Raw genomic sequence first — 13054 nt, forward strand, 5'->3', positions numbered from 1 at the left:
AAGGAGTCGTCGATGTTTACCCCAGTCAGTTCACGCGCAGCCATGGCCTACCGCCAGGTCGGGGTGCAGTCCCTGGTGGCAGGGGCATCACCGCATATGTTGATCAAGATGCTTTTCGACGGTCTGACGCAATCCCTCATCGCCGCCCAAGGTGCTCTCCAGCGGGGAGACATCAACGAAAAGGGGCGGCAGCTGGGCAAGGCGGTCCGCATTCTTGAAGAAGGGCTGAAGGCCGGTCTGGACCTCAACCAGGGCGGCGATGTCGCGGCCAACCTGGCCTCGCTCTACGATTACTCCAGCCGGCGCCTGACGCTGGCGAATCTCAAAAACGACGCATCCATGATTGAGGAAATCCTCGGTTTGATCGCTCCCGTGGCCCAGAGCTGGGAGCAGATCGGCGCCATGCCAGGCCGGGGAGTTTGAAATGCCCGAAATGCTGATTGACTACTACAAAGCCATCGAAGACAGCAGCGCCAAGATGCTGGAGGCCGCCAAGCTGGAAGACTGGGACGGCGTCGTGCGCCACGAGGGCACCTGCGCGGTGCTGATCGAGCAACTGCGCTTCAAGTCCCAGGAGCAGGAACTGCTGCCCGAGCACCGCAAGGAAAAGACGCGCATCATGCAGCGCATCCTGCGCAACGATGCACAGATCCGCAGCCTGGCGGAACCCTGGCTGGCGCAGTTCGAACACCTGTTCGAAGGGCAGCCCCAGATGATGCACTGACCCCCAGAGGTCAGGACTGCCCGGAATTTCAAACCAAGTAGGGTGGGAGAGCGAAAGGCCGGCGCCGTGAGGTGCCGGCCTTTTTTAATGCCTGTTGTCAGCCGGTGGTAGACGCCGCAGCCGTGCGTCGTCCGCGATGAGCTTTTTTCAGAGGGTTGCGTGCGCGTCCGCTGGGGTGTTACCGCAGGGCGACGCAGGTCGGGTGCACAGAAGCAGCAGTCCCTGAATGAACGGGGCCGGACCGGGGTGGCGGATGGAGAACTTGCGGTGAAGTGAGATTTTGAGCCAAATCGGTCTCTAGCCCAATATGGTAAAGCGCTGGTAGCTATAAATAAAATAGCAAATGATCGCGCCCGCCTGCGGGGCGCGCCGGCCGGGCAGGGCGCCCGCTGGCGCCTTCGCCGTCACACCTGCATGTTCATGATGTCGGTGTAGGCCTGCACCATCCGGTTGCGCACGTGCAGCGTCGCCTGGAAGCCGATCTGTGCCTTTTGCATGGCCACCATGGTCTCTTCGATGCTGACGTTGGGGTTTTCCAGCTGCACTTCGCGCTGTAGGTCGCTCGAGCGGTTCTGGGCGGCGCTGACCGACTGCAGGGCACCTTTCAGCGCCGTCGAGAAGCCGGCGTCCTGAGGAGCGTCCTGGGTCGTGGTGACGCGGCGTGCCAGGCCGGTGCCCGTGAGGGGGGCGGTAGGGCTTGCAATGCGGAGGTCCATGGCGGTCGGGTCTCGGTGGTCAGGGGTGGAGCGGGATGGTGCAATCCTAGGCATCCGGGGCGCGGGCATCGTGGTGAAATGATGGACAAAGGCGCGCTTTATCGGGTGAACGTCGGCGGGGGGCTGTCCAATAATCGCTCCACCGCCAGAGTCCCGCCCTGGCTTGCCTACTGGAAAGCACGATGTCCGCAGTCGCTGAAGTCCCTGTCATCCCTCCTGCTCCCGCCGGCCCCTCGTGGCTGCAGCGGTTGTCGGCCCTTGACCGTGCCACACGCCTGAAGGCCGGGGCCGGCATCGTGCTGCTGATCGCCGGGATCGTGGCCGCGCTGGTGTTCAGCCGCCAGCCGGACTACCGGGTGCTGTTTTCCAATCTGAGCGACAAGGACGGTGGTGCGATCGTGGCCCAGCTGACCACGATGAACGTGCCCTACAAGTACACCGAAGGCGGCGGCGCCATCCTGATTCCGGCCGACCGGGTGCACGACGTGCGCCTGCGCCTGGCCACCCAGGGACTTCCCAAGGGCTCGGTGACTGGCTTCGAGCTGATGGAGAGCACCCGTTTCGGCGTGACCCAGTTCCAGGAACGCCTGAATTTCCAGCGCGGGCTGGAAGGGGAGCTGACGCGCTCCATCCAGGCGCTGTCGTCCGTCCAGAGCGCTCGCGTGCATCTGGCCCTGCCCAACCAGAACGGTTTTTTCCGCGAGCAGCAAAAGCCCTCGGCTTCCGTGCTGCTCAGCCTGTACCCGGGCCGCTTCCTCGACCGCACCCAGTTGGCCGGCATCGTGCACCTGGTGGCGTCCAGCGTGCCCGAAATGTCGCCCACGGCCGTGAGCGTGCTGGACGACACCGGCAAGCTGCTCTCGCAGTCGCCCGACGGCGCCGCCGGCACGGGCGTGGATGCCCAGCAGTTGACCTACGTGCAGCAGATCGAGCAGCAGTACACCCGCCGCATCCTCGACATCCTCGAGCCGGTGGTGGGCAAGAACAACGTCAAGGCGCAGGTGACGGCCGAGGTGGACTTCAGCCAGACGGAGTCCACTTCCGAGCAGCACCGCCCCAATCAGACGCCGGACGCCAGCGCCGTGCGCAGCCAGCAGATCGTCGAAAGCTCCGGCCAGCAGGGCAATGCCCAGCCGCCCACCGGTGTGCCCGGCGCCACGACGAACCAGCCGCCCCAGCCTTCCACCGCGCCCGTCAACGGTGCCAACCCGGCGCCCACGGCGGCCGGCCAGCAGGGTGCCCAGATCGCCAACAACAAGCGCGAATCCATCACCAACTACGAAGTGGACAAGACCACCCGCGTCACGCGCGGCGGCAGCGGCGCCATCAAGCGGGTGAGCGCGGCCGTGGTGGTCAACTACCAGGCCGCCAGCGATGGCGCCGGCAAGCCGCCGGTCACCAAGGCGCTGACGCCCCAGCAACTGGAGCAGATGACCGCGCTGGTGCGTGAGACCATCGGCTTCAACAGCGAGCGCGGCGACTCGGTCAACCTGATGAACACGCCCTTCCTGGTGGAAGATGTGCAAACCGCCGATCTGCCGCTGTGGAAGCAGCCCGAGATGGTGGAGCTGGCCAAGAGCCTGGGCTGGCCGCTGGGCATCTCCCTGTTCGCGGCGCTCATCCTGCTGGGCCTGGTGCGTCCGGCCATCAAGGGCATGGGCAAGCCTCGCGCCGTGCCGGTGGTCGCCGGCGGCCAGGGCGGCCAGCTCGATGCGCTGGAGTCGGAGGCGCTCGAACGCCCGGCCCTGCCCGCGCCCACCCGCGCCGAGGATCTGCCCGCCACGCCCGAGCAGCTGCGCCTGGAGGATGCCCGTACGCTGGCCAAGCAGAACCCGGTGGCCGTGGCCAACATCCTCAAGACCTGGGTCAACGGCGATTGATCCGCCACTAGCGAGAGCGAGTTTTCTATGGACGAGCAGGGCCTCAACGACGCCGCGATCATGCTGATGTCCCTCGGCGAGGAAGAGGCTGCCGAGGTCTTCAAGCACCTGTCGCCCAAAGAGGTGCAGAAGCTGGGTGAAACCATCGCCCGCATGAAGTCGGTGTCCAAGGACAAGGTGGACTCGGTCATCAACCGCTTCTCCAACGACGCAGCGGCTCAGAGCCTGCTGGTGTCGGACACCAGCAACTACGTGCGCTCGGTGCTCAAGCGGGCCCTGGGCGATGACAAGGCCGCGCTGCTGATCGACCGCATCCTGCAGGGCGGCGACGTTTCCGGCATCGAAAGCCTGAAGTGGATGGACCCGCTGTCCGTCGCCGAACTGCTGCGCAATGAACACCCCCAGATCGTCGCCGCCATCCTGGTCCATCTGGATCCGGACCAGTCGTCGGCCATCCTCATGCAGCTGACCGACCGCCAGCGCAGCGAGGTGCTGCTGCGCGTGGCTACGCTGGAGGGCATCCAGCCCACGGCCCTCAAGGATTTGAACGAGGTGCTGTTCAAGGTGCTGGCGGGCGGCGACAAGGTGCGCAAGAGCTCGCTGGGCGGCGTGAAGGCGGCGGCAGAGATCATCAACCTGCTGGGCTCGGGCATGGACGGCGTGGTAATCGAGTCCATCCGCGGTTTCGATCCCGACCTGGCGCAGAAGATCATGGACAAGATGTTCGTGTTCGACGACGTGATGAAGCTCGACGACCGCGCCATCCAGACCGTGCTGCGCGAGGTCGCTTCTGAAACCCTGGTCGTGGCCCTCAAGGGCGCCCAGCCCGAGCTGCGCGAGAAGTTCCTGTCCAACATGTCGTCGCGCGCCGCCGAGGCCCTGCGCGAAGACCTGGAGTCGCGCGGCCCGATGCGGCTGTCCGAGGTGGAGGCGCAGCAGAAGGAAATTCTCAAGACCGTGCGCCGCCTGTCGGACGAAGGCCAGATCGTGATCGGAGGCGGCGGCGATGACGCATTCGTCTAATTCGCGCTACTACACGCGGTTCATTCCCAGCGAAGAGGTCGGCGACGTCACGCGCTGGCACTTCGGCGCCGTGGACGGCTCCGAACCCGTGCTGCCCGCCACCCCGGCCGAGCCGGACGCCCCCCTGCCAGCCCCGGGCATCAGCGAGGCCGAGCACCTCGCGCTGCTGGAACAGGCGCGCGAGGAGGCCTTTGCGCGTGGCGCCGAGGAAGGCCGGGCCCAGGCCCGCCTGGAATGGCAGCAGCGCATGGACGACTATGTGGCCGGTCAGGGGCGCGAGGCCGCCGACCGGCTGGCGCAATTGGCCGGCGCCCTGGAGTCGGGGCTGAACGACATGCAGCAGCGCATGGCGCAGGAGGTCTTGGAACTGGCCTGCGACATCGCCCGCCAGGTGGTCCGCCAGGAAGTCTCGGGCAACCCCCAGGCCCTGTTGCCGGTGGTGCGCGAAGCGCTGGGCATGCTGGTGGGCGAGGCCCGGCCGGTCACCGTGCGGCTGAACCCACAGGACTGGGAGGCGCTGGAGCAGCCGCTGCGCGAGGAATTCGCCGCTACCAAGGTGCACTGGCTGGCCGATGCCGTCGTCCTGCCGGGCGATTGCCTGGTGGAGTCGGCCGGCACGGTGGTGGATGGCTCCCTGGACAAGCGCTGGCGCCGTGCCATCGCCGCGCTGGGCCTGGCCTCCGCATGGCAGCAGGACGGCGGCCATGGCGATTAAGGACGCCCAGGACTGGGACCGCTTCATCGGCGATGCGCGCGGCCGTCTGGCCGACGGCACGCCGCTGGAGACGCGGGGCACGCTCACACGGCTCACCGGTCTGGTGCTGGAGGCCGCCGGCATCCGCGTGCCCGTGGGTTCGCAGTGCCTAGTGCAGATGCCCGAGCAGGAGCCGGTGCTCGCCGAGGTGGTCGGGTTTTCCGCCGACAAGGCCTTCCTGATGCCGGCCGGCGACATCCATGGCCTGTCCAGCGGCGCGCGGGTCACGCCTGCCGCGCCGTATGTGCCTTCGCCGCGGTTGGGCGAAGAGGTGCGCCCCACGGGCGGGGCCGGCATGCTGCGCCTGCCCATGGGCGACGGGCTGCTCGGCCGCGTGGTGGATTCGCAGGGCACGCCGCTGGACCACGGCGGCCCCCTGCACAACGTCTCTTCCGAGCCCATGGGCCGGCGCCAGATCAACGCCATGGACCGCGACCCCGTGCGCGAGACGCTCGACACCGGCGTGCGCGCCATCAATGCCCTGCTGACCGTGGGCCGCGGGCAGCGCCTGGGCCTGTTCGCCGGCTCCGGCGTGGGCAAGAGCGTGCTGCTGGGCATGATGGCCCGCTACACCCAGGCCGACGTGATCGTGGTCGGGCTGATCGGCGAGCGCGGGCGCGAGGTGAAGGAATTCGTGGAGGACATCCTGGGCGAGAGCGACCGGGGCCGTGCGGTCGTGGTGGCCGCCCCCGCGGATGCGCCGCCGCTGCTGCGCATGCAGGGCGCGGCCTACGCCACGGCCATCGCCGAGCACTTCCGCGACAAGGGCCAGCACGTGCTGCTGCTCATGGACTCGCTCACCCGCTACGCCATGGCCCAGCGCGAGATCGCCCTGGCCATCGGCGAGCCCCCGGCCACCAAGGGCTACCCGCCGAGCTGCTTCGCCAAGCTGCCGGCGCTGGTCGAGCGCAGCGGCAACGGCCTGCACGGCGTCGGCTCGATCACTGCCTTCTACACCGTGCTCTCCGAGGGCGACGACCAGCAGGACCCGATCGCCGATGCGGCGCGCGCCATCTTGGACGGCCACTTCGTGCTGTCGCGGGCGCTGGCGGAGACCGGGCACTTCCCGGCCATCGACATCGAGCAATCGGCCTCGCGCGTGATGCACAACGTGGTCTCGCGCGAACATTTCGACATGGCGCGGCGCTTCCGCGCCACGTATTCCCGCTACCAGAAGAGCAAGGACCTGATCCAGGTGGGCGCCTACATGGCCGGCTCCGATCCGCAGCTGGACGACGCCATCCGCCTGCAGCCGGCCATGGCGGCTTTCCTGCAGCAGGACATGTTCGAGGCGGCGCCGATGGACGACACCCTCACGGCCATGGCGGCCGTGCTGGAGGCTTGACGCCATGGCTTCGCTGAACACCTTCCTGGTGGCGGTGGAGATGGCAGAGCGCCAGCGCGACGCCGCCCGCCAAGCGCTGCAGGACGCACGCCATGCCCGCTACGCCGCGCAGCAGCAGCTCGACCAGCTGGCAGGCTATGCGCAGGAAACGCAGGGCCGCTGGGGCATGCGGGCCGATGCGGCCATCAAGCCCGAGGTGATGTACCACCACTACCAGTTCATGGATCGCCTTGCGCACGCCATCGGCCTGCAGTCCGGCGCGGTGGGAGACCAGGACGGCCGGGTGGATGCTGCGGCGCAGGCCCTGCTGCAGGCCGAGCTGCGGCTGGCCAGCCTGAAGAAGGTGGTGGAGAAGCGGCGGCGCGACATGGAGCAAGCCCAGTCGCGCAGGGATCAGAAGCAGACCGACGAGCGCGCCTCGCTGCAGTTCAGGAATGCCGCCGGCGGCCCGCTGGGCCAGGAGTTTTGACATGGAAAAAGCACGTATTTCTTCTTCGCAACACGCGCACGAACCGCGGGCCGCGCGCGGCGCCGGCAAGCCGTCCGCCTCCAGCCAGAACGCCGAACAGGCGACGGGCACCTCTGGCGGCTTTTCGCTGCTGCTGGCCTCACTGTCCGACGGCTCTGAGCCGCTTTCTGATGGCTTTGCCACACCGGTGACCGCTGTAGACTGGGCTGCCATCGGTGTGGCCGACGCGGCCCAGCTTGCCGCATTTCAAAGTGGACTGCCCAGCGGGTTGCCGCCCGGCGCGCCCTGGCAGTCCGCCGGAGAACATGCGCCAACGGCTGCAGGCCGTTTGCTGGGAGACGGACTGGGCGGCGGTAAGGCCGGCCTGAACAGCCTGGTCGGCCAGACGGCGATGCTGGACGGTGCGGCCGAGACGGCCGCCGTCAACGGCACGGCGGTGCCGGGCAGCGGCGCGGCACCGGGGCGGGGTGTCGCTGGTGGCCGCCAGACCTCGATTTTGGCTGCGGGGGGGAGCGACGCCACGGCCCGCCTGGACGCCGCGCTGAATTCGGCGCTGCGGGGCACGGCCAAGGACGAAACCAAGGGCGCGGGCGTGGCAGACGCCGGTGCGGCCTTCTCCCTTGCACCCGCGGCGGCGGGGGCGCTGTCCGCAGAGCGGCGCGATGTGGTCGCAGGCCACCCGGGCGCCGAGGCCCGCGGCTTCGCGGACGGGGCCACGGCCCTGCCGGCGGGCGCGCTGGCGGGCTTGGCCGATGTCGCCGCCGGCAGTGGCGACGGCCGCTCGGGGGGCCGAGGCGGAGAGTCGGCCGGCAATGGCGCATCGCCGTCGGCGGCGCTGGCCGTGGGCGAGCCGGGGGCGGAGCCGTCCGGCGCGGATGCCGCGTTCTCGCTGGATGCGGCCCTGGCCGACCCCGCGCAGGCGGGCATGGAAGACCAGCTCGCCGAGCAGGTTGCCTTCTGGGTGAACCAGAAAACGCAGAACGCCGAACTCACCCTGGACCGGGACGGCCAGCCGGTGGAGGTGACGGTGTCGCTCACCGGCAACGAGGCGCATGTCTCCTTCCGCAGCGATCAGGCCCAGACCCGCGAGCTGCTGGACGCCAGCGTCGCCCAGCTGCGCGATCTGCTCCAGAGTGAAGGGCTGCAACTGGCGGGTGTGTCCGTCGGCACCTCGGGCGGCCAGGGCGCGCGGGAGGGCGACGCCCCGCGGGACGGCGGCCGCCAGGGCGCACGCGAGGCCACGGTGCGCGCGGCAGCCCCTGCCGGCACGGCCGGGCGCGCCCAGGTGGCGACCGACCGGTCGGTCGACATCTTCGTCTGACGCGGGTCCCGACAGGGCGGCTTCTTCCTTCCTTCGAGCGGGGCCGCCCGACTGCAGTCCCGCAACGCAGGCGATTGCTGCGTCAGCGCGAACCCGCGGCGCGGCGATCCCATCTCACCAGCAAGCGCCCCAGCAGGAGCGCGCCTGACGGGCCGGTCCAAGCCACGGGAAAGCCAGGGATTGGGCGGCTATTCTGGCTATCATGAACCGCCCGGCTGCCCAATAATGGGCCATCCCGCCAGAGCCGTCCGTGCGGATGGCCCGGCTGCCCCTCCCTCTCTCCGCATGCGTTGCGCAAGGAAGACCCACCGTGTCCGCCAATACCCCCGCTGCCCCCGCGGCGCCAGCCAAAAGCAAGAAGATGGTCATCATCCTGGCGGTGGTGGCCTTGCTCGTCGTGGCCGGCGGTGCGGCCGCGTGGTTCGTGCTGTCGAGCCGCCAGCACGCGGCCGAAGAGGGCGAGGAGGTCGGCGGCAAGCAGGCGCATGCCGAGGCCGCAACGCCCAAGACACCCCCGACGTTCCTGCCCATCGAGAACATGGTGGTCAATCTGGCCGACCCCGGGGGCGACCGTTTCGCGCAGATCGGGATCACGCTCGAGCTGGCGGACGCCAAGACCGAAACGCTGGTCAAACAGTACCTGCCCAGCATCCGCAGCGGCATCCTCATGCTGGTCTCCCAGCGCACGGCCGAGGAACTGCTCGGCCGCGAAGGCAAGGAGAAACTGGCGCAGGACATCCGCCGCGAGGTGTCCAAGCCGCTGGGCTTCACGGTGCCCAAGCCGCGCAAGGCGCGCGCACCCAACCCCGACGACGAGGAAGAGGGCGAAGCCCCCCGGCCGCGGGCCGACACCAACCCGGTGCGCCAGGTGCTGTTCTCCAGTTTCATCATCCAGTAAGCCGGGCCGGAGAACCATCGCATGAGTGATTCGTTTCTTTCCCAGGAAGAGGTCGATGCCCTTCTGGAGGGGGTGACCGGCGAGAGCCAGAAGACGGCCCACGAGGAGGTCGATTCCGGCGCGGTCCGCAACTACGACATCTCCAGCCAAGAGCGCATCGTTCGTGGCCGCATGCCGACGATGGAAATCGTCAACGAACGGTTCGCGCGCAATTTCCGCATCGGCCTGTTCAACTTCATCCGCCGCAGCCCCGAAATCTCGGTCGGCACGGTGTCCGTGCAGCGCTACAGCGCCTTTCTGCGCGAGCTGGCGGTGCCCACCAACTTCAACATCGTGGCCATCCGCCCGCTGCGCGGCAGCGGCCTGATCGTCTGCGAGCCCTCCCTGGTGTTCGGCATCATCGACACGCTCTACGGCGGCGTCGGCAAGTTCCAGACCCGCATCGAAGGGCGTGATTTCTCGCCCACCGAGCAGCGCGTGATCAACCGGCTGGTGGACGTGATCTGCGCCGAGTACAAGAAAGCCTGGCACGGCATCTATCCGCTGGAGCTGGACTACCAGCGCTCGGAGATGCAGCCCCAGTTCGCCAACATCGCCACGCCCAGCGAGATCGTCGTGTCCACGGCTTTCCAGCTGGAGATCGGCGACTTGGCGGGCGCCATCCACATCTGCATGCCGTACGCCACGCTGGAGCCGATCCGCGACGTGCTGTATTCGTCCACGCAGGGCGACTCCATCGAGGTGGATCGCCGCTGGGTGCGCGTGCTCACGCGCGAGATCCAAGCCGCCGAGGTGACCCTGGTGGCCGAGCTGGCCCGCGCCGACGCCACGGTGGAGCAATTGCTGGCCATGAAGCCGGGCGACTTCATCGAGCTCGACCGCGAACCGCGTATCCGCGCCTCCATCGGGGGCGTACCGATTTTTGAATGCCAGTACGGCACGCACAACTCCAAGTATGCGATCCGCATCGAGGAATGCCTGCGCAACGCCGACAGCAGCTGGCTGGGAGAGAAGAATGGCAACTGAAGACAACAAGGACGGTGACGATCCGTTCGCAGGCTGGGCCGAGGCGCTTGAAGAGCAGAAGACCTCGGAAGGCGCCCCCGGCGATGCCGAGCAGGGCGGCCCCCTCTCGGGCGAGCCCGTGCGGCCGTTCTCTGCCTCCGGCAGCAACGATGCGCCGGTCAACGACATCAACATGGTGCTGGACATCCCCGTTCAGCTGTCCGTGGAGCTGGGTCGTACCAAGGTGCCCATCAAATACATCCTGCAGCTGGCGCAGGGCTCGGTGGTCGAGCTGGACGCGCTGGCTGGCGAGCCCATGGACGTGCTGGTCAACGGCTACCTCATAGCCCAGGGTGAAGTGGTGGTGGTGAACGACAAGTTCGGTATCCGCCTGACCGACGTGGTCACGCCTTCGGAGCGCCTGCGCCGTGTCAGCCGGGGGTAGCCAGATGACCCAGACGCTGCTGGTCGTGGTGCTCTTCGTGGCGGCCATGGCGGCCCTGCCATGGTTGATCCGCCGGTTGCAGCAGCGGCAGTCGGGATTGTTCTCGGCCAGTGGCGGCGTGTCCAAGGTGCTGTCCGCCGTGGCCGTGGGCCCGCAGCAGCGCGTGGTGACGGTAGAGGTCGGGCCGGAGCACCAGCGCACGGTGCTGGTGCTGGGCGTGACGGCTCAGCAGATCAATTGCCTGCACGTGCTGCCTGCGCCGGGCGCCGGCGCGGTGGCCGTTCCGGCGGCATCTCCCGCTGCCGCCGTGGCGCCGAGCTTCGCGGGCGAGATGGCGACCGCCTCCGCGCGGATGGACAAGCCTTCCCATGGCTGAGCGCACGGTCACTCTCCCGGGCCTGCGCGCGGCAGGCGGCATGCTGCGCAGCCGCAGCGCCTGGATGGTGCTGGGCGCCGCGCTGCTGGCACCAGCGGCCATGGCGCAGAACGCCGGCTCGCTGCCGGTGCTGGTCGGCGCAGGCAGCGGCAGCAACAGCTATTCGGTGCCCATCCAGACGCTGCTGTTCTTCACCGCGCTCTCCTTTCTGCCTGCGGTGCTGCTGATGATGACGGGCTTCACCCGCATCGTCATCGTGCTGTCGCTGCTGCGCCAGGCCATCGGCACGCAGTCGGCGCCGCCCAACCAGGTCATCATCGGCCTGTCGCTCTTCCTGACTTTCTTCGTCATGGGCCCCACGCTGGACCGCGTGTACCAGGAGGCCTACGTGCCGTACACGACGAACGCGCTGACCTTCGAGCAGGCGCTGGAGAAGGCCGAGGCGCCCATGCGCGGCTTCATGCTCAAGCAGACGCGCCAGTCCGACTTCGCCTTGTTCTCGCGCCTGGCCAAGCTGCCCGAAGGCACCACGGCCGAGACGGCGCCGCTGCGCGTGCTGGTGCCGGCCTTCGTCACCAGCGAGCTCAAGTCGGCCTTCCAGATCGGCTTCATGATCTTCATCCCGTTTCTGGTGATCGACATGGTGGTGTCGTCCATCCTCATGTCGCTGGGCATGATGATGCTGTCGCCCGTGCTGGTGGCGCTGCCCTTCAAGCTGATGCTGTTCGTGCTGGCGGACGGCTGGAACCTGCTCATCGGCTCGCTGGCCGCGAGCTTCGCCGTATGAGGCGAATCCCCCCTGAGTCGCTTCGCGCCTTCGCCCTTCAGGGGACGCCGCCCGTGGCCGCGCGAAGCCCGTCCCACGGTGTCTGCTGGCTTGGCCTGCTCCGCGGCCTTCAGACGATGCGGGCGGTGGGCCGGCGACCGGCGCTAGCGGTCTTGAAAGGATGACGGCATGACCTCCCAATTCGTTCTGACCATCGGCCGCGAGGCGCTCACGCTGCTGCTCATGATCTCCATGCCGGTGCTGGGCGTGGTGATGGCCGTGGGCCTGCTCGTCAGCATCTTCCAGGCCGTCACGCAGATCCACGAGGCCACGCTGGCCTTCGTGCCCAAGCTGGTGGCAGCCATGGTGGTGTTCGCCATCGCCGGGCCCTGGATGATCTCCACGCTGGTGGATTACCTGCGGCGCATGATCGAATCCATTCCGTCGGTCATCGGCTAGCCCGGCGCTACCGGCCTGCGTCCCGCCCGAAGCCCTCCGCGCGCGTGATCACGTTCTCCGAAGCCCAGATCATGGCCTGGCTGTCGCCGGTGCTGTGGCCGTTCATCCGCGTGCTGGCGGTGTTCACTTCGGCGCCGGTGTTCTCGATGCGGGCCATCCCCATGCGGGCCAAGATCGGTCTGGCCTTTCTGGTGGCCGTGTGCGCGCAGGCCGTGCTGCCCGAGCAGCCGGTGATCGACCTGAACGGCCGGGGCGCGCTGGGCGCCGTGGCCCAGCAGATCGCCGTCGGGCTGGCCATCGGCTTCTCGGTGCGGCTGGTGTTCGCGGCGGTGGAACTGGCCGGCGAGGTGATCGGCCTGCAGATGGGGCTGAACTTCGCCTCGTTCTTCGACCCGCTGGCCAATGCGCAGGTGAGCGCGGTGGCACGTTTCTTCGGCAACATGGCGACGCTGCTGTTCATCGTCATCAACGGGCATCTGCTGATCCTGATGGCCGTGGTCAAGAGCTTCGAGCGCTTCCCCGTGGACGGCAACTTCCTGCAGTCGTTGGCGCAGATGCGGCTGTACGAGCTGGGGGCCTCGCTCTTTTCCAGCGCGCTGTGGATTGCGCTGCCCATGATCGCGCTGCTGCTGTTCGTGAACCTGGCGCTCGGGATCATCTCCCGCGTCGCGCCACAGATGAACATCTACGCCGTGGGGTTCCCGGTCACCCTGACGGTGGGCATGCTGGGCATCACGGCCACGCTGCCCATGCTGGAGCAGCCGGTGATGGCGCTGATGCAGCAGTCGATCGACCTGTTCGCATCCCAGCGTTGACGCGGGTGCTATGGTTTAAATAGCTGCTTGCGCTTGTCAGTCAAGCAAATCAAATACA

The 13054-nt window shown here is 68.0% G+C and carries 16 protein-coding genes; 15 read left to right on the plus strand and 1 reads right to left on the minus strand.

The genetic code is table 11. The features are described 5' to 3' along the window. Positions 1-12 precede the first annotated feature (12 nt). Both fliS and QE399_RS09035 read left to right on the plus strand, forming a co-directional pair. Positions 13-423, plus strand: a complete 411-nt coding sequence (gene fliS / locus QE399_RS09030; RefSeq protein ID WP_309831989.1) for a flagellar export chaperone FliS — start codon at positions 13-15, stop codon at positions 421-423. 1 nt (position 424) lies between these two features. Next, complete coding sequence (locus tag QE399_RS09035) at positions 425-724, plus strand: flagellar protein FliT (protein WP_309828116.1); 300 nt, start codon at positions 425-427, stop codon at positions 722-724. A 404-nt stretch (positions 725-1128) separates the two neighbouring features. Here QE399_RS09035 and fliE read toward each other — a convergent pair whose 3' ends face one another. Continuing rightward, the gene (fliE, locus tag QE399_RS09040; RefSeq protein WP_309828118.1) at positions 1129-1440 is read right to left on the minus strand and encodes a flagellar hook-basal body complex protein FliE; all 312 of its coding nucleotides are present in this window, start codon (positions 1438-1440) and stop codon (positions 1129-1131) included. Between the two features lie 182 nt (positions 1441-1622). Between fliE and fliF the strand changes: the two genes are divergently transcribed. From fliF to fliR, 13 genes are all read left to right on the plus strand, one after another. Continuing rightward, positions 1623-3320, plus strand: a complete 1698-nt coding sequence (fliF, locus tag QE399_RS09045; protein WP_309828119.1) for a flagellar basal-body MS-ring/collar protein FliF — start codon at positions 1623-1625, stop codon at positions 3318-3320. Between the two features lie 27 nt (positions 3321-3347). Further along, complete coding sequence (gene fliG / locus QE399_RS09050) at positions 3348-4343, plus strand: flagellar motor switch protein FliG (RefSeq protein ID WP_309828120.1); 996 nt, start codon at positions 3348-3350, stop codon at positions 4341-4343. Further along, positions 4327-5058, plus strand: a complete 732-nt coding sequence (locus QE399_RS09055; protein WP_309828121.1) for a FliH/SctL family protein — start codon at positions 4327-4329, stop codon at positions 5056-5058. Before fliG ends, QE399_RS09055 begins: the two co-directional genes overlap by 17 nt. Beyond that, entirely contained in the window at positions 5048-6442 is a 1395-nt protein-coding gene (fliI, locus tag QE399_RS09060) for a flagellar protein export ATPase FliI (RefSeq protein WP_309828122.1), read from the plus strand. Before QE399_RS09055 ends, fliI begins: the two co-directional genes overlap by 11 nt. A gap of 4 nt (positions 6443-6446) precedes the next feature. After that, positions 6447-6911, plus strand: a complete 465-nt coding sequence (fliJ, locus tag QE399_RS09065) for a flagellar export protein FliJ (RefSeq protein ID WP_309828123.1) — start codon at positions 6447-6449, stop codon at positions 6909-6911. Between the two features lies 1 nt (position 6912). Next, positions 6913-8232 (plus strand): flagellar hook-length control protein FliK, encoded by a 1320-nt coding sequence (locus tag QE399_RS09070; RefSeq protein WP_309828125.1) that lies wholly within the window; start codon positions 6913-6915, stop codon positions 8230-8232. A 310-nt stretch (positions 8233-8542) separates the two neighbouring features. Next, positions 8543-9130, plus strand: a complete 588-nt coding sequence (locus QE399_RS09075; RefSeq protein WP_309828127.1) for a flagellar basal body-associated FliL family protein — start codon at positions 8543-8545, stop codon at positions 9128-9130. A 21-nt stretch (positions 9131-9151) separates the two neighbouring features. Next, complete coding sequence (gene fliM, locus QE399_RS09080; protein WP_309828129.1) at positions 9152-10156, plus strand: flagellar motor switch protein FliM; 1005 nt, start codon at positions 9152-9154, stop codon at positions 10154-10156. After that, positions 10146-10580 (plus strand): flagellar motor switch protein FliN, encoded by a 435-nt coding sequence (gene fliN, locus QE399_RS09085; RefSeq protein WP_309828130.1) that lies wholly within the window; start codon positions 10146-10148, stop codon positions 10578-10580. Before fliM ends, fliN begins: the two co-directional genes overlap by 11 nt. A 4-nt stretch (positions 10581-10584) precedes the next feature. After that, on the plus strand, positions 10585-10956 hold the full coding sequence (locus QE399_RS09090) for a FliO/MopB family protein (RefSeq protein ID WP_309828132.1): 372 nt from the start codon (positions 10585-10587) through the stop codon (positions 10954-10956). Between the two features lie 40 nt (positions 10957-10996). Next, entirely contained in the window at positions 10997-11743 is a 747-nt protein-coding gene (gene fliP / locus QE399_RS09095) for a flagellar type III secretion system pore protein FliP (RefSeq protein ID WP_405044086.1), read from the plus strand. A 168-nt stretch (positions 11744-11911) separates the two neighbouring features. Then, positions 11912-12181, plus strand: coding sequence for a flagellar biosynthesis protein FliQ (fliQ, locus tag QE399_RS09100; RefSeq protein ID WP_309828133.1), 270 nt, complete (start codon positions 11912-11914; stop codon positions 12179-12181). 44 nt (positions 12182-12225) lie between these two features. Continuing rightward, positions 12226-12996: a flagellar biosynthetic protein FliR gene (fliR, locus tag QE399_RS09105; protein ID WP_309828135.1), complete on the plus strand. Its 771-nt coding sequence runs from the start codon at positions 12226-12228 to the stop codon at positions 12994-12996. Positions 12997-13054: the final 58 nt, after the last annotated feature.

Origin of the sequence: Paracidovorax wautersii, assembly GCF_031453675.1 — a bacterium.
Taxonomy (GTDB): domain Bacteria; phylum Pseudomonadota; class Gammaproteobacteria; order Burkholderiales; family Burkholderiaceae_C; genus Paracidovorax.

Coding starts and splice junctions, on each gene's coding strand:
- fliS (WP_309831989.1), top strand. CDS start 13: ATGTTTACCCCAGTCAGTTCACGCGCAGCCATGGCCTACCGCCAGGTC.
- QE399_RS09090 (WP_309828132.1), top strand. CDS start 10,585: ATGACCCAGACGCTGCTGGTCGTGGTGCTCTTCGTGGCGGCCATGGCG.
- fliJ (WP_309828123.1), top strand. CDS start 6,447: ATGGCTTCGCTGAACACCTTCCTGGTGGCGGTGGAGATGGCAGAGCGC.
- fliQ (WP_309828133.1), top strand. CDS start 11,912: ATGACCTCCCAATTCGTTCTGACCATCGGCCGCGAGGCGCTCACGCTG.
- fliE (WP_309828118.1), bottom strand. CDS start 1,440: ATGGACCTCCGCATTGCAAGCCCTACCGCCCCCCTCACGGGCACCGGC.
- fliI (WP_309828122.1), top strand. CDS start 5,048: ATGGCGATTAAGGACGCCCAGGACTGGGACCGCTTCATCGGCGATGCG.
- fliG (WP_309828120.1), top strand. CDS start 3,348: ATGGACGAGCAGGGCCTCAACGACGCCGCGATCATGCTGATGTCCCTC.
- fliM (WP_309828129.1), top strand. CDS start 9,152: ATGAGTGATTCGTTTCTTTCCCAGGAAGAGGTCGATGCCCTTCTGGAG.
- QE399_RS09070 (WP_309828125.1), top strand. CDS start 6,913: ATGGAAAAAGCACGTATTTCTTCTTCGCAACACGCGCACGAACCGCGG.
- QE399_RS09055 (WP_309828121.1), top strand. CDS start 4,327: ATGACGCATTCGTCTAATTCGCGCTACTACACGCGGTTCATTCCCAGC.
- fliF (WP_309828119.1), top strand. CDS start 1,623: ATGTCCGCAGTCGCTGAAGTCCCTGTCATCCCTCCTGCTCCCGCCGGC.
- QE399_RS09035 (WP_309828116.1), top strand. CDS start 425: ATGCCCGAAATGCTGATTGACTACTACAAAGCCATCGAAGACAGCAGC.
- fliN (WP_309828130.1), top strand. CDS start 10,146: ATGGCAACTGAAGACAACAAGGACGGTGACGATCCGTTCGCAGGCTGG.
- fliP (WP_405044086.1), top strand. CDS start 10,997: ATGCTGCGCAGCCGCAGCGCCTGGATGGTGCTGGGCGCCGCGCTGCTG.